This window comes from Roseateles koreensis (genome assembly GCF_028595305.1).
Lineage (GTDB): Bacteria > Pseudomonadota > Gammaproteobacteria > Burkholderiales > Burkholderiaceae_C > Paucibacter_A > Paucibacter_A koreensis.
Map to the genome: position 1 here is coordinate 16,813 of NZ_JAQQXS010000016.1, position 18,917 is coordinate 35,729.

The 18,917-nt window shown below is 58.5% G+C and carries 31 protein-coding genes; all 31 read left to right on the forward strand.

Going from position 1 to position 18,917, the window contains the following annotated elements; translation table 11 throughout:
* Positions 1-39 precede the first annotated feature (39 nt).
* Positions 40-2,145, forward strand: coding sequence for an elongation factor G (fusA, locus tag PRZ01_RS16375; RefSeq protein ID WP_273597880.1), 2,106 nt, complete (start codon positions 40-42; stop codon positions 2,143-2,145).
* A gap of 173 nt (positions 2,146-2,318) precedes the next feature.
* Complete coding sequence (tuf, locus tag PRZ01_RS16380; RefSeq protein ID WP_273597881.1) at positions 2,319-3,509, forward strand: elongation factor Tu; 1,191 nt, start codon at positions 2,319-2,321, stop codon at positions 3,507-3,509.
* Between the two features lie 106 nt (positions 3,510-3,615).
* The gene (gene rpsJ, locus PRZ01_RS16385) at positions 3,616-3,927 is read left to right on the forward strand and encodes a 30S ribosomal protein S10 (RefSeq protein ID WP_273597882.1); all 312 of its coding nucleotides are present in this window, start codon (positions 3,616-3,618) and stop codon (positions 3,925-3,927) included.
* 337 nt (positions 3,928-4,264) lie between these two features.
* Positions 4,265-4,936 carry a 50S ribosomal protein L3 gene (rplC, locus tag PRZ01_RS16390; protein ID WP_058721903.1) on the forward strand — a complete coding sequence of 224 codons (672 nt, stop codon included), beginning with the start codon at positions 4,265-4,267 and terminating at the stop codon, positions 4,934-4,936.
* Complete coding sequence (gene rplD, locus PRZ01_RS16395) at positions 4,936-5,556, forward strand: 50S ribosomal protein L4 (RefSeq protein ID WP_273597883.1); 621 nt, start codon at positions 4,936-4,938, stop codon at positions 5,554-5,556. The genes rplC and rplD overlap by 1 nt, the downstream gene beginning before the upstream one ends.
* Positions 5,553-5,867: a 50S ribosomal protein L23 gene (gene rplW, locus PRZ01_RS16400; RefSeq protein WP_273597884.1), complete on the forward strand. Its 315-nt coding sequence runs from the start codon at positions 5,553-5,555 to the stop codon at positions 5,865-5,867. The genes rplD and rplW overlap by 4 nt, the downstream gene beginning before the upstream one ends.
* On the forward strand, positions 5,867-6,691 hold the full coding sequence (gene rplB, locus PRZ01_RS16405; RefSeq protein WP_273597885.1) for a 50S ribosomal protein L2: 825 nt from the start codon (positions 5,867-5,869) through the stop codon (positions 6,689-6,691). The genes rplW and rplB overlap by 1 nt, the downstream gene beginning before the upstream one ends.
* 10 nt (positions 6,692-6,701) lie before the next feature.
* Positions 6,702-6,980, forward strand: coding sequence for a 30S ribosomal protein S19 (rpsS, locus tag PRZ01_RS16410; RefSeq protein WP_058721907.1), 279 nt, complete (start codon positions 6,702-6,704; stop codon positions 6,978-6,980).
* An 11-nt stretch (positions 6,981-6,991) separates the two neighbouring features.
* Positions 6,992-7,321, forward strand: coding sequence for a 50S ribosomal protein L22 (gene rplV / locus PRZ01_RS16415; RefSeq protein ID WP_058721908.1), 330 nt, complete (start codon positions 6,992-6,994; stop codon positions 7,319-7,321).
* A gap of 16 nt (positions 7,322-7,337) precedes the next feature.
* A complete protein-coding gene (rpsC, locus tag PRZ01_RS16420) occupies positions 7,338-8,189 on the forward strand; it encodes a 30S ribosomal protein S3 (protein ID WP_273597886.1) in 852 nt (283 codons plus the stop codon).
* Positions 8,190-8,191: 2 nt separating this feature from the next.
* A complete protein-coding gene (rplP, locus tag PRZ01_RS16425) occupies positions 8,192-8,608 on the forward strand; it encodes a 50S ribosomal protein L16 (RefSeq protein ID WP_058721910.1) in 417 nt (138 codons plus the stop codon).
* Positions 8,609-8,621: 13 nt separating this feature from the next.
* Positions 8,622-8,822, forward strand: a complete 201-nt coding sequence (gene rpmC / locus PRZ01_RS16430; RefSeq protein WP_058721911.1) for a 50S ribosomal protein L29 — start codon at positions 8,622-8,624, stop codon at positions 8,820-8,822.
* A complete protein-coding gene (gene rpsQ / locus PRZ01_RS16435; protein ID WP_273597887.1) occupies positions 8,819-9,088 on the forward strand; it encodes a 30S ribosomal protein S17 in 270 nt (89 codons plus the stop codon). The genes rpmC and rpsQ overlap by 4 nt, the downstream gene beginning before the upstream one ends.
* 169 nt (positions 9,089-9,257) lie before the next feature.
* The gene (locus PRZ01_RS16440; protein WP_273597888.1) at positions 9,258-9,767 is read left to right on the forward strand and encodes a peroxiredoxin; all 510 of its coding nucleotides are present in this window, start codon (positions 9,258-9,260) and stop codon (positions 9,765-9,767) included.
* Positions 9,768-10,081: 314 nt separating this feature from the next.
* Positions 10,082-10,450, forward strand: a complete 369-nt coding sequence (gene rplN, locus PRZ01_RS16445) for a 50S ribosomal protein L14 (RefSeq protein ID WP_058721914.1) — start codon at positions 10,082-10,084, stop codon at positions 10,448-10,450.
* 25 nt (positions 10,451-10,475) lie between these two features.
* Entirely contained in the window at positions 10,476-10,793 is a 318-nt protein-coding gene (gene rplX / locus PRZ01_RS16450; protein ID WP_124448796.1) for a 50S ribosomal protein L24, read from the forward strand.
* Between the two features lie 10 nt (positions 10,794-10,803).
* The gene (gene rplE, locus PRZ01_RS16455) at positions 10,804-11,343 is read left to right on the forward strand and encodes a 50S ribosomal protein L5 (RefSeq protein ID WP_273597889.1); all 540 of its coding nucleotides are present in this window, start codon (positions 10,804-10,806) and stop codon (positions 11,341-11,343) included.
* A gap of 8 nt (positions 11,344-11,351) precedes the next feature.
* A complete protein-coding gene (gene rpsN / locus PRZ01_RS16460; protein ID WP_273597890.1) occupies positions 11,352-11,657 on the forward strand; it encodes a 30S ribosomal protein S14 in 306 nt (101 codons plus the stop codon).
* Between the two features lie 25 nt (positions 11,658-11,682).
* Complete coding sequence (gene rpsH / locus PRZ01_RS16465) at positions 11,683-12,078, forward strand: 30S ribosomal protein S8 (RefSeq protein WP_058721918.1); 396 nt, start codon at positions 11,683-11,685, stop codon at positions 12,076-12,078.
* A gap of 18 nt (positions 12,079-12,096) precedes the next feature.
* On the forward strand, positions 12,097-12,630 hold the full coding sequence (gene rplF / locus PRZ01_RS16470; RefSeq protein ID WP_273597891.1) for a 50S ribosomal protein L6: 534 nt from the start codon (positions 12,097-12,099) through the stop codon (positions 12,628-12,630).
* A gap of 11 nt (positions 12,631-12,641) precedes the next feature.
* Positions 12,642-13,007, forward strand: a complete 366-nt coding sequence (gene rplR, locus PRZ01_RS16475; RefSeq protein ID WP_273597892.1) for a 50S ribosomal protein L18 — start codon at positions 12,642-12,644, stop codon at positions 13,005-13,007.
* Between the two features lie 18 nt (positions 13,008-13,025).
* Entirely contained in the window at positions 13,026-13,544 is a 519-nt protein-coding gene (rpsE, locus tag PRZ01_RS16480) for a 30S ribosomal protein S5 (protein ID WP_273597893.1), read from the forward strand.
* Between the two features lie 22 nt (positions 13,545-13,566).
* On the forward strand, positions 13,567-13,749 hold the full coding sequence (gene rpmD / locus PRZ01_RS16485; RefSeq protein ID WP_102766033.1) for a 50S ribosomal protein L30: 183 nt from the start codon (positions 13,567-13,569) through the stop codon (positions 13,747-13,749).
* A 27-nt stretch (positions 13,750-13,776) separates the two neighbouring features.
* On the forward strand, positions 13,777-14,208 hold the full coding sequence (gene rplO, locus PRZ01_RS16490) for a 50S ribosomal protein L15 (protein ID WP_273597894.1): 432 nt from the start codon (positions 13,777-13,779) through the stop codon (positions 14,206-14,208).
* Positions 14,209-14,227: 19 nt separating this feature from the next.
* Positions 14,228-15,538, forward strand: coding sequence for a preprotein translocase subunit SecY (gene secY / locus PRZ01_RS16495; protein WP_273597895.1), 1,311 nt, complete (start codon positions 14,228-14,230; stop codon positions 15,536-15,538).
* A gap of 49 nt (positions 15,539-15,587) precedes the next feature.
* Positions 15,588-15,806, forward strand: a complete 219-nt coding sequence (gene infA, locus PRZ01_RS16500) for a translation initiation factor IF-1 (RefSeq protein WP_009855680.1) — start codon at positions 15,588-15,590, stop codon at positions 15,804-15,806.
* 60 nt (positions 15,807-15,866) lie between these two features.
* On the forward strand, positions 15,867-15,980 hold the full coding sequence (gene rpmJ, locus PRZ01_RS16505; protein WP_082680256.1) for a 50S ribosomal protein L36: 114 nt from the start codon (positions 15,867-15,869) through the stop codon (positions 15,978-15,980).
* 33 nt (positions 15,981-16,013) lie between these two features.
* Positions 16,014-16,379 carry a 30S ribosomal protein S13 gene (gene rpsM / locus PRZ01_RS16510; protein ID WP_124448784.1) on the forward strand — a complete coding sequence of 122 codons (366 nt, stop codon included), beginning with the start codon at positions 16,014-16,016 and terminating at the stop codon, positions 16,377-16,379.
* 29 nt (positions 16,380-16,408) lie between these two features.
* Positions 16,409-16,813 (forward strand): 30S ribosomal protein S11, encoded by a 405-nt coding sequence (gene rpsK / locus PRZ01_RS16515; RefSeq protein WP_058721926.1) that lies wholly within the window; start codon positions 16,409-16,411, stop codon positions 16,811-16,813.
* A gap of 273 nt (positions 16,814-17,086) precedes the next feature.
* Positions 17,087-17,710: a 30S ribosomal protein S4 gene (rpsD, locus tag PRZ01_RS16520; RefSeq protein ID WP_273597896.1), complete on the forward strand. Its 624-nt coding sequence runs from the start codon at positions 17,087-17,089 to the stop codon at positions 17,708-17,710.
* 138 nt (positions 17,711-17,848) lie between these two features.
* Positions 17,849-18,838 carry a DNA-directed RNA polymerase subunit alpha gene (locus PRZ01_RS16525; RefSeq protein WP_058721928.1) on the forward strand — a complete coding sequence of 330 codons (990 nt, stop codon included), beginning with the start codon at positions 17,849-17,851 and terminating at the stop codon, positions 18,836-18,838.
* The last annotated feature ends 79 nt before the right edge of the window (positions 18,839-18,917 follow it).

Genomic DNA, 18,917 nt, shown 5'->3' on the forward strand with positions numbered 1-18,917 from the left:
CTGACCCGTTGGCGGCTCCTGCCTTTTTGGAGTGACATCATGGCACGCAAGACCCCCATCGAGCGCTACCGCAATATCGGTATCTCGGCGCACATCGACGCTGGCAAGACCACGACGACCGAGCGGATCCTCTTCTACACCGGTGTGAACCACAAGATCGGTGAAGTGCATGATGGCGCTGCCACCATGGACTGGATGGAGCAGGAGCAAGAGCGCGGCATCACCATCACTTCCGCAGCAACGACTTGCTTCTGGAAGGGCATGGACGCGAGCCGCCCCGAGCACCGCATCAACATCATCGACACCCCCGGACACGTGGACTTCACCATTGAGGTGGAGCGTTCCATGCGCGTTCTGGACGGCGCTTGCATGGTTTACTGTGCTGTGGGTGGCGTGCAGCCGCAGTCGGAAACCGTCTGGCGTCAAGCCAACAAGTACAAAGTGCCGCGTCTGGCCTTTGTCAACAAGATGGACCGCACTGGCGCTAACTTCTACAAGGTCGTGGACCAGATGAAGGCTCGCCTGAAGGCGAACCCGGTTCCGGTCGTGCTGCCGATCGGCGCCGAAGAAAACTTCAAGGGCGTGATCGACCTGATCGTCATGAAGGCCATCTACTGGGATGAAGCTTCCCAGGGTATGAAGTTCGACTACCGCGAGATCCCGGCTGAACTGCAGGCCGACGCTCAAAAGTGGCGTGACAACTTGGTTGAGGCTGCCGCCGAAGCCAACGAAGACATGATGAACAAGTACCTGGAAACCGGTGAGCTCAGCGAAGCTGAAATCATGCAGGGCATCCGCACGCGTACTTTGGCTGCCGAAATTCAGCCGATGTTCTGCGGTACCGCGTTCAAGAACAAGGGCGTGCAGCGCATGCTGGATGGCGTGTTGGATTTCATGCCTTCGCCGATCGACGTTCCTCCCGTGCCTGGCACCGACGAAGATGACCAGCCGACGACGCGTGACGCTTCTGACGCGGCCAAGTTCTCGGCCCTGGCTTTCAAGCTGATGACCGATCCCTACGTTGGCCAGCTGACTTTCGTGCGCGTTTATTCCGGCGTGCTGAAGTCGGGCGACTCGGTGTTCAACCCGATTCGTGGCAAGAAAGAGCGTATCGGCCGTATCTTGCAGATGCACGCCAACCAGCGCGAAGAAATCTCGGAAATTCTGGCTGGCGACATCGCCGCCTGCGTGGGCTTGAAGGACGTGACGACCGGCGAAACGCTGTGCGATCCCGATTCCATCATCACGCTGGAAAAGATGGTCTTCCCTGAGCCTGTGATCTCGCAAGCTGTGGAACCCAAGACCAAGGCTGACCAGGAAAAGATGGGTATCGCCCTGGGCCGTCTGGCCAAGGAAGATCCTTCTTTCCGCCTGCGTACCGACGAAGAATCGGGCCAGACCATCATTTCCGGCATGGGCGAGTTGCACCTGGAAATTATTGTCGACCGCATGAAGCGTGAGTTCGGTGTGGAAGCCAACGTCGGCAAGCCGCAAGTGGCTTACCGCGAAACCATCCGCAAGACCGCTACTGACGTCGAAGGCAAGTTCGTTCGCCAGTCCGGTGGTAAGGGTCAATACGGCCACGTGGTGTTGACGGTTGAGCCGCAAGAGCCGGGCAAGGGCTTCGAGTTTGTTGACGCCATCAAGGGCGGTGTGGTTCCTCGCGAATTCATCCCCGCTGTTGAAAAGGGCGTGATCGACAGCCTGCCTAACGGCGTGCTGGCTGGCTTCCCGGTGGTGGACGTGAAGGTCACGCTGACTTTCGGTTCCTACCACGAAGTGGACTCGAACGAAAACGCCTTCAAGATGGCCGCTTCGATGGGCTTCAAGGACGGCTGCCGCAAGGCTTCGCCGGTGATCCTGGAGCCGATGATGGCTGTGGAAGTCGAAACGCCTGAAGACTACGCCGGCAACGTGATGGGCGATCTGTCCAGCCGCCGCGGTATGGTGCAAGGCATGGACGACATGGTCGGCGGCGGCAAGGTCATCAAAGCTGAAGTTCCGTTGTCGGAAATGTTCGGCTACTCGACGACCCTGCGCTCCGCAACGCAAGGCCGCGCTACGTACACGATGGAGTTCAAGCACTACAGCGAAGCTCCGAAGAACGTGGCTGAGGCCATCATCACCGCACGCGCTGCCAAGTGACGTTTGAAGGCGTCGAACCCTCGCGTTGAGGGTTCGCACCTTCATCCCGTTTTGCCGTATTTCAAGAATCGTCTTCGTCATGTCTTTCCCGGTTGCCAGTCGCCGGAATTCAAAAGCCTGACGGAAACGCTAAACCAACAGACTGGCGCAATGTTCTTTTTGGAGCAATAGCAATGGCAAAGAGTAAATTTGAACGCACCAAGCCGCACGTCAACGTCGGCACGATTGGTCACGTTGACCACGGCAAGACCACGCTGACGGCTGCAATCGCCACCGTGTTGTCGGCCAAGTTCGGCGGCGAGGCCAAGGCCTACGACCAGATCGACGCAGCCCCTGAAGAAAAGGCGCGCGGCATCACGATCAATACCGCTCACGTTGAGTACGAAACGGCCAACCGCCACTACGCTCACGTTGACTGCCCCGGCCACGCTGACTATGTGAAGAACATGATCACCGGCGCCGCTCAGATGGACGGCGCGATCCTGGTGTGCTCGGCTGCTGACGGCCCAATGCCCCAGACCCGCGAGCACATCCTGCTGGCTCGCCAAGTGGGCGTGAAGTACATCATCGTCTTCTTGAACAAGTGCGACATGGTGGACGACGCTGAGTTGCTGGAACTGGTCGAAATGGAAGTGCGCGAGCTGCTGTCCAAGTACGACTTCCCCGGCGACGACACCCCCATCATCAAGGGCTCGGCCAAGTTGGCGCTGGAAGGCGACAAGGGCGACCTGGGCGAGCAAGCCATCATGCGTTTGGCCGATGCGCTGGACACCTACATCCCCCAGCCTGACCGTGCCGTGGACGGCGCCTTCTTGCTGCCCGTGGAAGACGTGTTCTCGATCTCCGGTCGCGGCACCGTGGTGACCGGTCGCGTTGAGCGCGGCATCATCAAGGTCGGCGAAGAAATCGAAATCGTCGGCATTCGCGACGTGCAAAAGACCACCGTCACTGGCGTGGAAATGTTCCGTAAGCTGCTGGACCAAGGTCAAGCAGGCGACAACGTCGGCATCTTGCTGCGCGGCACCAAGCGTGAAGACGTCGAGCGCGGCCAAGTGCTGGCCAAGCCCGGTTCGATCAAGCCGCACACCCACTTCACTGCTGAGATCTATGTTCTGAGCAAGGAAGAAGGCGGCCGTCACACCCCGTTCTTCAACAACTACCGTCCCCAGTTCTACTTTCGTACCACGGACGTGACCGGTGCCGTTGAGTTGCCCAAGGACAAGGAAATGGTCATGCCCGGCGACAACGTCGGCATCACCGTGAAGCTGATCGCTCCGATCGCTATGGAAACCGGTCTGCGCTTCGCTATCCGCGAAGGTGGCCGTACCGTGGGTTCGGGTGTGGTTGCCACCATCCTGGCCTAAGTCTTTTGCGTGACCGTCCGGGCGCCGCTTGATGCGGGGCTCGGGCTTCACCTACTTCGCGGGTCTTGGCGGCATGCCAAACCGCTCGTTCTTTGAAGGAATAATCATGCAAAAGCAAAAGATCCGGATCCGTCTGAAGGCGTTTGACTACAAGTTGATCGACCAGTCCGCCGCAGAAATCGTGGAAACCGCCAAACGCACTGGCGCGATCGTCAAGGGCCCCGTGCCCCTGCCGACCCGCATGCAGCGTTTCGACATCCTGCGTTCGCCTCACGTCAACAAGTCGTCGCGCGACCAGTTCGAAATCCGCACGCACCAGCGTTTGATGGACATTGTCGACCCGACGGACAAGACCGTTGACGCGTTGATGAAGCTGGACCTGCCAGCTGGCGTGGACGTCGAAATCAAGTTGCAGTAATTGCAACCCGGCGCTTGCTGGCGTACGAGTTTTTGCCAGCACCCGCCAGAGTCCAACGCCTGAGGGTGGAGGAAGAAAAGGGTGGCCTGCAAAGGCTGCCCTTTTTTGTTGCAGCGCGAAGAAGCGCTTGCGTCCTTGCCCTTCGCCGCGTTATACTCGCAAGCTTTCCCGCGCTGGTTATTGCCAGGGCGGGATTTTTCGCACCGCTGAAAGTTGCAGTTTTCTGGTTTTTGCCAGTATTTTGTGGTGAATTAGCGGTTCGAGGTCGCCCCGGCCAATCGTTGTCGGGTGTTTGTAAATGGCTTCCAGGGTCAATCCTGTGGGGCTGGAGAAAACCATGAGTCTAAGCAATCGTCTCGGATTGCTGGGCCGCAAGGTGGGCATGATGCGCATCTTCACGGACGACGGCGATGCCGTGCCTGTGACGGTGCTTGATGTGTCCGACAACCGCGTGTCCCAGATCAAGACCGTAGAAAACGACGGCTACACCGCTATTCAAGTGGTGTTCGGTTCGCGCAAAGCATCGCGCGTGACCAAGCCGGAAGCCGGCCACCTTGCCAAGGCAGGTGTTGAAGCCGGTCGTGTGATGAGCGAATTCCGCGTTGCCGCAGAAGTCGCTGCCGAATACAAGCTGGGTGCGCAAGTGCCGGTCTCGCTGTTCGCAGCGGGTCAGCTGGTGGATGTGCAAGGCACTTCCATCGGTAAGGGCTTCGAAGGCACCATCAAGCGTCACAACTTCCATTCGCAGCGTGCGTCCCACGGTAACAGCCGTTCGCACAATGTTCCTGGCTCCATCTCGATGGCCCAGGATCCCGGTCGTGTGTTCCCTGGCAAGAAGATGTCGGGCCACCTGGGTGACGTGACTGTAAGCGTGCAGAACCTGGACATCGTGCGCGTTGACGAAGCTCGTCAACTGCTGCTGGTCCGCGGTGCTGTGCCGGGTGCCAAGAACGGCCATGTGGTCGTGCGCCCTGCCGTCAAGGTCAAGGTCAAGAAGGGAGCCAACTGATGCAGCTCGAGCTCCTGAATGAGCAAGGTCAGGCCACCTCCAAGGTGGATGCTCCTGATACGCTGTTTGCTCGCGATTACAACGAAGCCCTGGTGCACCAGGTGGTCGTGGCCTTCCAGGCCAACGCCCGCCAAGGCACTCGCGCCCAGAAGGACCGCGAACAAGTCAAGCACTCGACCAAGAAGCCTTTCCGTCAGAAGGGTACTGGCCGCGCACGTGCTGGTATGACGTCTTCGCCTCTGTGGCGTGGCGGTGGTCGGATTTTCCCGAACATGCCTGACGAAAACTTCACGCACAAGCTGAACAAGAAGATGTATCGCGCCGGTATGGCCGCCATCCTCTCGCAGCTGGCTCGCGAAGGCCGCCTGGCCGTGGTGGATTCGATCTCGATCGAAGCCCCCAAGACCAAGCTGCTGGCTGCCAAGTTCAAGGCCATGGGTCTGGAGTCGGTGATGTTGATCGCCGACCAAGTGGATGACAACCTGGCGCTGGCATCGCGCAATCTGGCCAACGTGCTGGTTTGCGAGCCGCGTTACGCTGATCCGCTGTCGCTGGTCTTCTACAAGAAGATCCTGGTGACCAAGGCCGCAATGGAGCAACTCCAGGAGATGCTGGCATGAGCGTTCAAAAATATTCTGAAGGCCGTCTGGCCTCGGTGCTGCTGGCTCCGATCGTTTCCGAAAAGGCAACGGCTGTTGGCGAGACGCACAACCAAGTGTTGTTCAAGGTCTTGCGTGACGCCACCAAGCCTGAAATCAAGGCCGCTGTTGAACTGATGTTCAAGGTCGAGGTTTCTGCAGTGAACGTGGTTCAGGTCAAGGGCAAGGTCAAGAAATTTGGCCGCTCCATCGGTCGCCGCGATCACGTCAAGAAGGCGTATGTGTCGCTGAAGCCGGGCCAAGAGCTCAACTTCTCCGGGGAGGCTGCGTAATGGCTGTCGTTAAAGTCAAACCAACGTCACCCGGCCGTCGTGCCGTCGTGAAGGTGGTGCACAAGCATTTGCACAAGGGCGCGCCCCATGCAGCTTTGCTTGAGCCGCAAATCCAAAATTCCGGCCGTAATAACAACGGTCACATCACGATTCGCCACAAGGGCGGTGGTCACAAGCACCACTACCGTGTGGTCGACTTCAAGCGCAACAAGGACGGAATCCCGGCCAAGGTTGAGACGATTGAATATGACCCGAACCGTACGGCTCACATCGCTCTGGTGTGCTATGCCGACGGCGAGCGTCGTTACATCATCGCTCCGCGTGGTCTGGAAGTCGGTTCGACCATCCTGAGCGGCGCTGAGGCTCCGATCAAGGCTGGTAACACGCTGCCTATCCGCAACATTCCCGTGGGTTCAACGATCCACTGCGTGGAAATGCTGCCGGGCAAGGGTGCTCAGATCGCCCGCTCCGCTGGTGTGTCCGTGGTGCTGATGGCTCGCGAAGGCGTTTACGCTCAGTTGCGTCTGCGCTCGGGCGAAGTCCGTCGCATCCACATCGACTGCCGCGCCACAATTGGCGAGGTCAGCAACGAAGAGCATCAGCTGCGCCAGTACGGCAAGGCCGGCGCGATCCGTTGGAAGGGTATTCGCCCGACCGTTCGCGGTACTGCGATGAACCCGGTGGATCACCCGCACGGTGGTGGTGAAGGTCGTACCGGTGAGGGCCAGGCGCCTGTGTCGCCGTGGAACACCCTCACGAAGGGCTACCGCACTCGTAACAACAAGCGCACGCAGACGTTCATCGTTTCGCGTCGCAAGAAGTAAAGGGTAGGCCATGACTCGTTCACTGAAGAAGGGCCCGTTCATTGACCATCACCTCTTGGCTAAGGTCGAGAAGGCAGTGGCCAACAAGGACAAGAAGCCTATCAAGACTTGGTCGCGCCGCTCGACGATCCTGCCCGAATTCATCGGTCTGACGATCGCCGTGCACAACGGCAAGCAACACGTGCCAGTTTATGTGTCTGACCAGATGGTCGGCCACAAGCTGGGTGAATTCGCACTGACCCGCACCTTCAAAGGCCACCCGGCCGACAAGAAGGCTGGGAAGAAGTAAGGATGCCAACGATGGAAACCAAAGCAATCGTTCGCGGTGTCCGCCTTTCGTGTGACAAGGGCCGCCTGGTGGCGGACCTGATCCGCGGCAAGAAGGTGGATCACGCCCTGAACATCCTGGAATTCACCCAGAAGAAGGCTGCAGTCATCATCAAGAAGGCGCTGGAAAGCGCCATCGCCAACGCCGAGCATAACGACGGCGCTGATATCGATGAACTGAAAGTCACCACCATCTATGTGGAACAAGGTGCAACGCTGAAGCGCTTCTCTGCCCGTGCCAAAGGCCGTGGCAATCGCATCAGCAAGCCCACTTGCCACATCTTCGTGTCGGTCGGCAACTGAAGGCTGAAGGAAGACTATGGGACAGAAAATCCATCCGACTGGCTTTCGCCTGCCAGTCACCCGTAACTGGGCTTCGCGTTGGTACGCGTCGAACAAGAACTTCGCCACCATGCTGGCTGAAGATCTGCAAGTTCGCGAATACCTGAAGACCAAGCTGAAGAATGCTGCGGTTTCGCGCATTCTGATCGAGCGTCCTGCCAAGAACGCCCGCATCACCATTTACTCGGCTCGTCCGGGTGTGGTGATCGGCAAGAAGGGCGAAGACATCGAAAACCTGAAGGCCGAACTGACCAAGCGTCTGGGCGTGCCGGTGGCCGTGAACATCGAAGAAGTGCGCAAGCCCGAAATCGATGCTCAGCTGATCGCCGACTCGATCACCCAGCAGCTGGAAAAGCGCATCATGTTCCGTCGCGCCATGAAGCGTGCGATGCAGAACGCGATGCGTCTGGGCGCCCAGGGCATCAAGATCATGTCGTCGGGCCGTCTGAACGGTATCGAAATCGCTCGTTGCGAGTGGTACCGTGAAGGCCGTGTGCCATTGCACACCCTGAAGGCTGACATTGACTACGGTTTCTCTGAAGCCAGCACGACCTACGGCATCATCGGTGTCAAGGTCTGGGTCTATCGCGGTGACCGTCTCGCCAATGGCGATGCGCCCGTGATCAAGAGCGAAGCAGGCGAAGAGGATCGTCGCCCACGTCGCAACACCCGTCCTGGTGCACCGAGCGGCCGTGGCCGCCCTGGTGGTGACCGTGGCCCGCGTGGTGACGGCGGTGGCGATAAGCCTGCCGGCGACGCCGCTCAGCCCGCTGCTAAGCGTGTGGTCCGCAAGGCCGCACCCGTGGCTGGCGAAGCCAAAGGAGAATAACAATGCTGCAACCAGCTCGTCGCAAATATCGCAAGGAGCAAAAGGGTCGTAACACGGGTGTTGCTACCCGTGGTGCTGCGGTGTCTTTTGGCGATTTCGGCCTGAAGGCAACCGAGCGCGGCCGTTTGACGGCTCGTCAGATCGAAGCTGCACGTCGTGCAATCTCGCGCCATATCAAGCGCGGTGGTCGTATCTTCATCCGCATCTTCCCCGACAAGCCGATCTCCCAGAAGCCTGCCGAAGTCCGTATGGGTAACGGTAAGGGCAACCCGGAGTACTACGTCGCTGAGATTCAGCCTGGCAAGGTGCTCTACGAGATCAACGGTGTGCCGGAAGCTCTGGCTCGCGAAGCGTTCACTCTGGCTGCTGCAAAGCTGCCCCTGAGCTGCACCTTCGTGACGCGCCAAGTCGGCACCTGAAGGGAAAGACACCATGAAAGCATCTGAACTGCGTGGCAAGGATGTCGCCGCCTTGGAAAAGGAAGTGACCGACCTGCTCAAGGCCCATTTCGGCCTGCGCATGCAAAAAGCCACTCAACAGTTGAGCAATCACACTGTTCTGGGCAACACGCGCCGTGATATCGCTCGCGTCAAGACCATCTTGAACGAGAAGAAGAAGGGAGCCGCCAAATGACGCAAGCTCAAGAAAAGAACACGCGTACCTTGATCGGTCGTGTGGTCAGCGACAAGCGCGCCAAGACCGTGACCGTGCTGATTGAGCGCCGTGCCAAGCACGAGCTCTACGGCAAGATCGTGGCCCGTTCCCGCAAGTACCACGCCCATGACGAAAAGGGCGAGTACAAGATGGGTGATGTGGTCGAGATCGCCGAAGGCCGTCCGCTGTCCAAGACCAAGAGCTGGGTTGTGACCCGCTTGGTCGAGAAGGCTGAGATCGTCTGATCATTGCATTGCTGAAGTCCTGAACCTTGTACGGTCTTGTACCGTACTTGGCACAAAACGGTCGGAACGCTGGAATACTGGCGCCCGGCCGTTTTTTTTGGCCAGAAATTCTTGCGCAACCCGCTCGTGGGTTGTTGTGACTACCGGCTCTCAAAGGAAAGTAAACACCATGTTGAAAATTGGCGATCAAGTGCCCACGGGTACGCTGCAGGAGTTCATCGAAGTCGAAGGCAATGGCTGCAGCCTGGGGCCGAATGCGGTCGACATTGCCGGCGCTGTGGCTGGCAAAACGATTGCCGTGTTTGCGCTGCCCGGTGCCTTCACGCCGACCTGCTCCGCTCAGCATGTGCCGGGCTACATTGCCCAGGCAGATGCCCTGAAGGCCGCTGGCGTGGACGAAATCTGGTGCGTGTCCGTCAATGATGCCTTTGTGATGGGGGCCTGGGCCCGCGAGCAAAAGACGGCCGACAAGGTTCGCATGTTGGCAGACGGCAGCGCCGACTTCACCAAGGCGACCGGCCTGACGCTCGATTTGCTGTCGCGTGGCATGGGCCTGCGTTCGCAGCGCTACTCGATGCTTCTGGTGAATGGCCAGGTGAAGACGCTGAATATCGAGGCGCCGGGCAAGTTCGAGGTGAGTGACGCGACCACGATGCTGGCTCAAGCGCAGGCACTCTGAACTGCTGCGGTCATGCTGTGACCGCGCAAGAAGACTGCGGCGGGGAAACGCCCGCGCCGCAGTCTTCAAAGACATTTGCAGAAAGTGCTTGACGCCGCATGCGCGTTCAGTGCACAATCTAAAGCTTCGCCGAACGCAATGCGCACCTGGTGGTGCGTTATGGCCTCGGATCCGCCCTCAACTGCTGAGCGCAGGACTCTCACGGAAGTGAATCAAGTCTTGTGTTTGGTCAACGGGCCCAAGACTGACCGATGAGTCCGCAGCGCCCGGAATGACCAGGGGCTAGAGATGATTTGGGAAAAGTTGGGGATAACATGATTCAAATGCAATCGCGACTCGACGTCGCGGACAACACTGGCGCCAAGTCCGTCATGTGTATCAAGGTGCTTGGTGGTTCCAAGCGTCGGTACGCTGGCATTGGCGACATCATCAAGGTCAGCATCAAAGAAGCTGCGCCTCGTGCCCGAGTGAAAAAGGGTGAGGTCTACAGCGCTGTGGTCGTTCGCACCGCCAAGGGTGTTCGTCGTCAAGACGGCTCGCTGGTGAAGTTCGACGGCAATGCCGCCGTGCTGCTGAATGCCAAGCTGGAGCCGATCGGCACCCGCATCTTCGGCCCCGTGACGCGTGAACTGCGTACCGAGCGCTTCATGAAGATCGTGTCGCTGGCGCCTGAGGTTCTCTGAGCTCGGTCACAGTAAAAGGTAAGCCATGAACAAGATTCGTACAGGCGACCAAGTCATTGTTTTGACCGGTCGCGACAAGGGCAAGCGCGGCGCTGTGGCGCAGCGCATTGATGCCGATCACATCGTTGTGGAAGGCGTGAATGTCGTCAAGAAGCATGTCAAGCCGAACCCCATGAAGGGTACGACTGGCGGTGTTGTTGACAAGACGATGCCTATCCATCAATCCAACGTGGCGATTTTTAACGCTGCATCCGGCAAGGCCGATCGCGTGGGCATCAAGCTCGCAGCCGATGGCAAGAAGGTGCGCGTTTTCAAGTCGACCGGCGAAGAGATCAAGGCTTAAGGGGTTCGACATGACTCGTTTGCAAGCGTTTTATCGCGAAAAAGTTGTGCCAAGCCTCTCTGAGAAGTTTGGTTACTCGTCGGTCATGGAAGTGCCTCGCATCACCAAGATCACTCTGAACATGGGTGTGAGCGAAGCCGTCGCCGACAAGAAGGTCATGGACCACGCTGTCAGCGACCTGACCAAGATCGCAGGCCAGAAGCCTGTCGTGACGAAGTCGAAGAAGGCAATTGCCGGCTTCAAGATTCGTGACGGCGTGCCAATCGGCTGCATGGTGACTCTGCGCGGCGTGCAGATGTACGAATTCCTGGATCGTTTTGTCACCATCGCTTTGCCGCGTGTGCGTGACTTCCGCGGTATCTCGGGTCGTTCGTTCGATGGCCGTGGCAACTACAACATCGGCGTCAAAGAACAGATCATCTTCCCTGAGATCGACTATGACAAGGTGGATGCGTTGCGTGGGCTGAATATCAGCATCACCACAAGCGCCAAGACGGACGACGAGTGCAAAGCCCTGTTGGCAGCATTCAAGTTCCCGTTCAAGAACTGAGGTGACCCGTGGCAAAAACATCCCTGAAGCAACGTGAGCTGAAGCGCGACGCGCTGGTGGCCAAGTATGCAAAGAAGTATGCGGAACTGAAGGGCATCGCCAATGATGCCAAGAAGACGGACGAAGAGCGTTATGCCGCTCGTCTGGAGCTGCAACAGCTGCCCCGCAATGCCTACCCAACTCGTCAGCGTAACCGCTGCGCGTTGACTGGGCGTCCCCGCGGTACCTTCCGCAAGTTCGGCCTGGGCCGTAACAAGATTCGTGAGCTGGCCTTCAAAGGCGACATCCCTGGTGTCGTCAAGGCCAGCTGGTAATCGGCACGATTAGGAGAAATCGCAAATGAGCATGAGTGATCCTATCGCCGACATGCTGACCCGCATTCGCAACGCCCAAAGCGTTGAGAAGGTCAGCGTCGTGATGCCGTCCTCGAAGTTGAAAGTGGCGATCGCCAAAGTCCTGAAGGACGAAGGCTACATCGACAGCTTTGCAGTGCGCGGTGAAGCCGCTCGCCCAGAGCTGGAGATTTCGCTGAAGTATTACGGCGGTAAGCCCGTGATTGAGCGCATTGAGCGCGTGAGCCGTCCCGGCCTGCGCATCTACAAGGGCCGTCACGACATTCCTCAGGTCATGAATGGCCTGGGTGTGGCGATTGTCACCACGCCGCAAGGTGTGATGACGGACCGCAAAGCACGTCAAGCCGGCATCGGCGGCGAAGTGCTCTGCTACGTCGCCTAAGCGCAAGGAGATATAACAATGTCCCGCGTTGGAAAAATGCCGGTCGCCATCCCGCAAGGTGTGGACGTTACGGTGACTGCTGAGCAAATCAGCATCAAAGGTTCGCTCGGCACGCTGGTTCGCCCAGCCAACAGCCTGGTGTCGATCAAGAACGAAGGCGGCAAGCTGAGCTTTGCCCCTACGAATGATTCGACCGCTGCTGATGCTATGAGCGGCACGGTGCGCGCACTGGTGGCCAATATGGTCGTCGGCGTGAGCAAGGGTTTCGAGCGCAAGCTGAACCTGGTTGGCGTGGGCTTTCGTGCCCAGGCTCAAGGCCAGAAGCTGAACCTGCAAATCGGTTTCTCTCACCCTGTGGTGAAAGACATGCCGGCTGGCATCAAGGTTGAGTGCCCGACCCAGACCGAAATCCTGATCAAGGGCTCGGACGCTCAAGTGGTCGGTCAGATCGCCGCCGAAGTGCGCGCCTTCCGTCCGCCAGAGCCCTACAAGGGCAAGGGCATCCGCTATTCTGACGAAAAGGTCTCTCTCAAAGAGACCAAGAAGAAGTAAGGAGCAGCGCAATGTTGACCAAAAAAGAACAGCGCATCCGTCGCTCACGTCAGACCCGGGCTCGTATCGCCGTTCAGCGCGCTGTGCGCTTGACGGTGTTCCGCTCCAACCTGCACATCTATGCTGCCGTCATTTCCGACGATGGCACCCGTGTGTTGGCCAGCGCATCGACGGCCGAAAAGGCTGTCCGCGAGCAACTCGGTGGTTCCGGCAAGGGCGGCAACGTCGCTGCTGCGACACTGATTGGCAAGCGCATCGCCGAAAAGGCGAAGGCTGCTGGCGTCGAGAAGGTTGCTTTCGACCGCGCAGGCTTCGCCTACCACGGCCGTATCAAGGCCCTGGCCGAAGCAGCCCGCGAAGCCGGTCTGCAGTTCTGACGCACAAAGGAATTCGAAATGGCAAAGTTTCAACCCCGCGTTCAGACCGAAGGCAATGACGACGGCCTGAAGGAAAAGATGATCGCGATCAACCGCGTCACCAAAGTTGTGAAGGGCGGCCGCACGCTGTCTTTCGCAGCGCTGACGGTGGTCGGTGATGGCGCAGGTCGTATCGGCATGGGCAAAGGCAAGGCGAAGGAAGTTCCTGTCGCCGTGCAAAAGGCCATGGAATCGGCTCGTCGCAACATGATCAAAGTTGATCTGCGCAATGGTTCGATCCACCACAACGTGGTGGGCGAGCACGGTGCTTCCCACGTGATGATGGTGCCCGCTTCGGCTGGTACTGGCGTCATCGCCGGTGGCCCAATGCGCGCAGTCTTCGAAGTCATGGGCGTGACCGACATCGTGACCAAGAGCCACGGTTCGACCAACCCTTACAACTTGGTGCGTGCCACACTGGACGCTCTGAAGCGTTCCACGACGGCTTCGGAAGTTGCTGCCAAGCGCGGCAAGTCGGTCGAAGAAATTCTCGGCTGATCCGGCTGTACTGGAGAGACACATGTCTGACAAGAAAACTGTAACCGTCAAGCTGGTTCGCAGCCCCATCGGCACCCGTGCTTCGCACCGTGCCACGGTGGTTGGCCTCGGCTTGCGCAAGCTGAACAGCACCAGCGTGTTGGAAGACACGCCTGCGGTTCGCGGCATGATCAACAAGATCGCCTACCTCGTGCAGGTGCTGTAAGCGCCATCACGAAAAGAGGACAAGAAGATGCAACTCAATACCATTCAGCCCGCAGCTGGTGCCAAGCACAGCAAGCGTCGTGTTGGACGTGGCATCGGCTCCGGCTTGGGTAAAACCGCCGGCCGTGGTCACAAGGGCCAAAAGTCGCGTGCTGGCGGCTACCACAAGGTGGGCTTTGAAGGCGGTCAAATGCCTTTGCAGCGTCGCCTGCCCAAGCGCGGTTTCAAGTCGACGACTCTGAAGTTCAACGCTGAGATCAACCTCGACGACCTGCAGGCTTTGGCCGGCGACGAGATCGATCTGTTGACACTGAAGGCTGTCGGCCTGGTGCCCGAGCTGGCTCGCAATGCCAAGGTCATTCTGTCTGGCTCCATCAGCCGCAAGGTCACGCTGAAGGGCGTGTCTGCGACGGCCGGTGCCAAGGCTGCGATCGAAGCCGCTGGCGGCTCGGTTGCCTAAATAGAACGGCAAGGGAACTGTGGCTACCAACGCAAACCAACTGGCCAAGAGCGGCAAGTTCGGCGACTTGCGTCGCCGCCTGGTGTTTCTTTTGTTGGCGCTCGTCGTGTACCGCATCGGGGCTCATATCCCCGTGCCCGGTATCGATCCTGGCCAGCTGAAGCAGTTCTTCAAGGGTCAGGAAGGTGGCATCCTGTCCCTGTTCAATATGTTTTCGGGCGGTGCGTTGTCGCGCTTTACCGTCTTCGCGCTGGGCATTACGCCCTACATTTCGGCCTCCATCGTCATCCAGCTGATGACGTATGTGGTGCCGGCCTTGGAAGCGCTGAAGAAGGAAGGCGAAGCAGGGCGTCGCAAGATCACGCAGTACACGCGTTACGGCACATTGGGCCTGGCTATTTTTCAGTCGCTGAGCATTGCTCTGGCGCTGGAGAGTTCGGCAGGTTTGGTGATCAACCCCGGGTTTGGATTCCGCCTTACGGCAGTGTCCAGCTTGGTCGCTGGCACCATGTTCCTGATGTGGTTGGGCGAGCAAATTACTGAGCGTGGCTTGGGCAACGGGATCTCGATCCTGATCTTCGGCGGTATCGCTGCAGGTTTGCCCGGTGCGATTGGTGGTTTGCTGGGTCTGGTGCAAACCGGCGCCATGGGTCCTGTTTCTTCACTGTTCATCGTGGCCATTGTGGTGGCGGTGACGTATCTGGTGGTGTTCGTCGAGCGCGGTCAGCGCAAGATCTTGGTGAACTATGCCAAGCGCCAGGTGGGAAACAAGGTCTATGGGGGTCAAAGCTCGCACCTGCCGCTCAAGCTCAATATGTCGGGCGTGATTCCACCGATCTTCGCGTCGTCTATCATCTTGCTGCCAACCACCATGGTGAGTTGGTTTGCAACCGGTGACAGCATGCGCTGGTTGAAGAATATTGCGGATATGTTGCATCCCGGTCAGCCCATTTATGTGCTGCTGTATGCATCAGCCATTGTGTTCTTCTGCTTCTTCTACACGGCGCTTGTTTTCAATAGCCGCGAGACCGCAGACAACCTGAAGAAGAGTGGTGCGTTCATTCCGGGCATTCGCCCGGGTGAGCAGACCGCAAAGCATATTGACAAGATCTTGTCCCGTTTGACCTTGGCTGGCGCCATCTACATCACCGGTGTGTGCTTGTTGCCAGAGTTCTTGACCTTGAAGTACAACGTGCCCTTCTATTTTGGCGGCACCTCCTTGTTGATCATTGTTGTGGTCACCATGGACTTCTGGGCTCAAGTGCAGTCTTACGTGATGAGCCAGCAGTACGAGTCGCTGCTGAAAAAGTCGAATTTCAAGGCCAGCTGAAAAGCTGAGTCAACGTTTAACCAATTTCCATCAGAACAGAAACGAAGGCATGGCGAAAGACGACGTCATTCAGATGCAAGGCGAGATTCTTGAGAATCTTCCTAATGCCACGTTTCGTGTGAAGCTGGAGAACGGGCACGTGGTTCTCGGTCACATCTCGGGCAAGATGCGTATGCACTACATCCGCATTCTGCCTGGTGACAAAGTCACCGTGGAATTAACCCCGTACGATTTAAGTCGTGCTCGCATCGTGTTCCGGGCGAAGTGAGCTTTTCTTTTCCCCGGGTTTCGCGCTGAGAGCGCTTTTGAGTAGGTCAAGGAGCAGACTATGAAAGTTTCGGCATCCGTCAAGCCGATGTGCCGCAATTGCAAAGTCATCCGTCGCAAGGGCGTGGTGCGTGTGATCTGTACCGATCCGCGCCACAAACAGCGTCAGGGCTGATTGCTGCATTAACGAGCGAATTAGAGGACGCAAATGGCACGTATTGCTGGTATTAATATTCCGCCGCAAAAGCACACTGAGATTGGTCTGACTTCGATCTACGGCATCGGCCGTACGACCGCTCAGAAGATCTGCACGACTTGCGGCATTCCTTTCGACAAGAAGGTCAAAGACCTCACCGACGCTGATCTGGAAAAGATCCGTGACGAAGTGGGCCGCATGACCATCGAGGGCGATCTTCGCCGCGAAATGTCGATCAACATCAAGCGTTTGATGGACCTCGGTTGCTACCGCGGTTTCCGTCATCGCCGCGGTCTGCCGATGCGCGGTCAGCGCACCCGCACGAACGCTCGCACTCGTAAGGGCCCTCGCAAGTCGGCCGCTACGGGCAAGAAGTGATCTGCGCTAAGCATTGAAAGAAGGTCAAGATGGCAAAAGCACCCAATAACTCGGCTGCGCAGCGCGTTCGCAAGAAGGTTCGCAAGAACGTCGCCGATGGCATTGCACACGTTCACGCGTCGTTCAATAACACGATCATCACGATCACCGACCGCCAAGGCGGCGCACTGTCCTGGGCTTCCAGCGGTGGACAAGGCTTCAAGGGCTCGCGCAAGTCGACGCCTTTCGCAGCCCAAGTCGCTGCTGAGGTCGCTGGCCGTGCGGCTCAAGATCAAGGCATCAAGAATCTGGATGTCAAGATCAAGGGCCCAGGTCCTGGTCGTGAGTCCTCAGTGCGCGCTTTGGGCGCCCTGGGTATTCGGATCAATTCGATCTCTGACGTGACGCCCGTGCCGCACAACGGCTGCCGTCCGCAAAAGCGTCGTCGTATCTAAGGGTATTCCCCTTTGATGCGGAAGATGCGATAATCGACGTTTCCCCGCGCCGGCGGGCACGCAAGTGCCACGCCGGCCGTTTCGTTGAAGTTTTTCCGTAAGTTTGTCGTATTGGTTTTTGCCCAAGACCTTGCCTTGGCAAAGTCTTGATGGGGCAAACCAAGTATTTTGAAGACCACCGTCTGAGCCGATAAAAACACTGGCCAGACTCGCGTGTGTTGCCTGGCTTCGTGGCCGGCGTGATGCACGTCAGATTGATTAAGGACACGCAAAGTGGCACGTTACCTCGGCCCCAAGGCCAAACTTTCCCGCCGTGAAGGCACCGACCTGTTCCTGAAGAGCGCACGCCGCCCCATCAGCGACAAGGCCAAGTTCGACTCCAAGCCTGGCCAACATGGCCGCACTTCGGGCCAGCGCACCTCCGACTTCGGCCTGCAACTGCGTGAAAAGCAGAAGGTCAAGCGCATGTACGGTGTGCTGGAGCGTCAGTTCCGCCGCTATTTCGCCGAAGCCGAGCGCCGCAAGGGTTCGACCGGCACCAACCTGCTGACCCTGCTGGAGTCGCGCCTCGACAACGTCGTGTATCGCATGGGCTTTGGCTCGACACGCGCCGAAGCACGTCAACTGGTTTCGCACAAGGGCATCACCGTGAACGGTGAAGTCGTGAACATCGCTTCTTACCTGGTCAAAGCCGGCGACATCGTCGCTGTGCGCGAAAAGGCCAAGAAGCAGCTGCGCATCATCGACGCGCTGAAGTTGGCCGAGTCCATCGGCCTGCCTGCCTGGGTGACGGTTGACGCCACCAAGCTGGAAGGTGTGTTCAAGAAGGCGCCTGACCGTGATGAGTTCGGCGCTGAGATCAACGAATCGCTGATCGTTGAGTTGTACTCGCGTTAATCGTTTCGCTGTTGCCGGCAGCGCCCGCCAAGGGCCTGTCGGCGTTCCCTCGTCTGGGCTGGGCCTACCTTGGCTTTGCCCGGTTGGTCCCTCAGCCTTATCGGTGTAACGAACCGAGGGTATTGAAAGAAAGACCTCATGCAAACAAATCTGCTCAAACCCAAATCCATCAATGTGGAGCCCCTCGGCGGTCATCGCGCGAAGGTCACGCTGGAACCGTTCGAACGCGGCTATGGCCACACGCTGGGCAATGCTCTGCGCCGTGTGCTGCTGTCTTCGATGGTGGGTTATGCGCCGACGGAAGTGACCATCGCTGGCGTTCTGCACGAGTACTCGGCTATCGACGGCGTGCAAGAAGACGTGGTTCACATCATGTTGAACCTCAAGGGCGTGGTGTTCCGTCTGCACAACCGTGAAGAAGTGACCCTGGTTCTGCGCAAGGAAGGTGAAGGCCCGGTGACGGCAGCCGATATCCAGACGCCGCATGACGTCGAGATCATCAACCCTGAGCACGTCATCGCCCATCTGTCGCAAGGCGGCAAGCTTGACATGCAAATCAAGGTTGAAAAGGGTCGTGGCTATGTGCCCGGCACGATGCGCCGCTATGGCGATGAGCCGACCAAGTCGATCGGCCGCATCGTTCTGGACGCGTCTTTCTCGCCCGTGCGCCGCGTCAGCTATGCCGTCGAGAACGCCCGCGTTGAGCAGCGTACCGACCTGGACAAGCTGGTCATGGAAATCGAAACCAACGGTGCCATCTCGCCCGAGGAAGCGATCCGTGCTTCGGCCAAGATCTTGGTTGAACAACTCGCCGTCTTCGCGCAGCTGCAAGGCACCGACGTGGGCGACATCTTCGACCAGCCGGCCCAGCGTTCCAGCAGCTTCGATCCGATCTTGCTGCGCCCTGTGGACGAGCTCGAGTTGACCGTTCGTTCGGCCAACTGCCTGAAGGCCGAGAACATCTACTACATCGGCGATCTGATCCAGCGCACCGAGACCGAGCTGCTGAAGACCCCCAATCTGGGTCGCAAGTCGCTCAACGAAATCAAGGAAGTGCTGGCTTCGCGCGGCCTGACTCTGGGCGCCCGCCTGGAAAACTGGCCCCCGCAAGGTCTGGACAAGCGCTGATTGACTTCACCTCCGTAGGCGCTGTGCGCCGACCCTTTAAAGGGTTGCACTCAGTCGCCCGGCAATGCCGGGTTCACGG

Coding starts and splice junctions, on each gene's coding strand:
- rpmC (WP_058721911.1), top strand. CDS start 8,622: ATGAAAGCATCTGAACTGCGTGGCAAGGATGTCGCCGCCTTGGAAAAG.
- rpmJ (WP_082680256.1), top strand. CDS start 15,867: ATGAAAGTTTCGGCATCCGTCAAGCCGATGTGCCGCAATTGCAAAGTC.
- tuf (WP_273597881.1), top strand. CDS start 2,319: ATGGCAAAGAGTAAATTTGAACGCACCAAGCCGCACGTCAACGTCGGC.
- rplE (WP_273597889.1), top strand. CDS start 10,804: ATGACTCGTTTGCAAGCGTTTTATCGCGAAAAAGTTGTGCCAAGCCTC.
- infA (WP_009855680.1), top strand. CDS start 15,588: ATGGCGAAAGACGACGTCATTCAGATGCAAGGCGAGATTCTTGAGAAT.
- rplX (WP_124448796.1), top strand. CDS start 10,476: ATGAACAAGATTCGTACAGGCGACCAAGTCATTGTTTTGACCGGTCGC.
- rplO (WP_273597894.1), top strand. CDS start 13,777: ATGCAACTCAATACCATTCAGCCCGCAGCTGGTGCCAAGCACAGCAAG.
- PRZ01_RS16440 (WP_273597888.1), top strand. CDS start 9,258: ATGTTGAAAATTGGCGATCAAGTGCCCACGGGTACGCTGCAGGAGTTC.
- rpsK (WP_058721926.1), top strand. CDS start 16,409: ATGGCAAAAGCACCCAATAACTCGGCTGCGCAGCGCGTTCGCAAGAAG.
- PRZ01_RS16525 (WP_058721928.1), top strand. CDS start 17,849: ATGCAAACAAATCTGCTCAAACCCAAATCCATCAATGTGGAGCCCCTC.
- rplF (WP_273597891.1), top strand. CDS start 12,097: ATGTCCCGCGTTGGAAAAATGCCGGTCGCCATCCCGCAAGGTGTGGAC.
- rpmD (WP_102766033.1), top strand. CDS start 13,567: ATGTCTGACAAGAAAACTGTAACCGTCAAGCTGGTTCGCAGCCCCATC.
- fusA (WP_273597880.1), top strand. CDS start 40: ATGGCACGCAAGACCCCCATCGAGCGCTACCGCAATATCGGTATCTCG.
- rpsJ (WP_273597882.1), top strand. CDS start 3,616: ATGCAAAAGCAAAAGATCCGGATCCGTCTGAAGGCGTTTGACTACAAG.
- rpsM (WP_124448784.1), top strand. CDS start 16,014: ATGGCACGTATTGCTGGTATTAATATTCCGCCGCAAAAGCACACTGAG.
- rplP (WP_058721910.1), top strand. CDS start 8,192: ATGCTGCAACCAGCTCGTCGCAAATATCGCAAGGAGCAAAAGGGTCGT.
- rpsE (WP_273597893.1), top strand. CDS start 13,026: ATGGCAAAGTTTCAACCCCGCGTTCAGACCGAAGGCAATGACGACGGC.
- rpsS (WP_058721907.1), top strand. CDS start 6,702: ATGACTCGTTCACTGAAGAAGGGCCCGTTCATTGACCATCACCTCTTG.
- rpsH (WP_058721918.1), top strand. CDS start 11,683: ATGAGCATGAGTGATCCTATCGCCGACATGCTGACCCGCATTCGCAAC.
- rplW (WP_273597884.1), top strand. CDS start 5,553: ATGAGCGTTCAAAAATATTCTGAAGGCCGTCTGGCCTCGGTGCTGCTG.
- rplD (WP_273597883.1), top strand. CDS start 4,936: ATGCAGCTCGAGCTCCTGAATGAGCAAGGTCAGGCCACCTCCAAGGTG.
- rplC (WP_058721903.1), top strand. CDS start 4,265: ATGAGTCTAAGCAATCGTCTCGGATTGCTGGGCCGCAAGGTGGGCATG.
- rplN (WP_058721914.1), top strand. CDS start 10,082: ATGATTCAAATGCAATCGCGACTCGACGTCGCGGACAACACTGGCGCC.
- rplB (WP_273597885.1), top strand. CDS start 5,867: ATGGCTGTCGTTAAAGTCAAACCAACGTCACCCGGCCGTCGTGCCGTC.
- rplR (WP_273597892.1), top strand. CDS start 12,642: ATGTTGACCAAAAAAGAACAGCGCATCCGTCGCTCACGTCAGACCCGG.
- rpsQ (WP_273597887.1), top strand. CDS start 8,819: ATGACGCAAGCTCAAGAAAAGAACACGCGTACCTTGATCGGTCGTGTG.
- rpsC (WP_273597886.1), top strand. CDS start 7,338: ATGGGACAGAAAATCCATCCGACTGGCTTTCGCCTGCCAGTCACCCGT.
- rplV (WP_058721908.1), top strand. CDS start 6,992: ATGGAAACCAAAGCAATCGTTCGCGGTGTCCGCCTTTCGTGTGACAAG.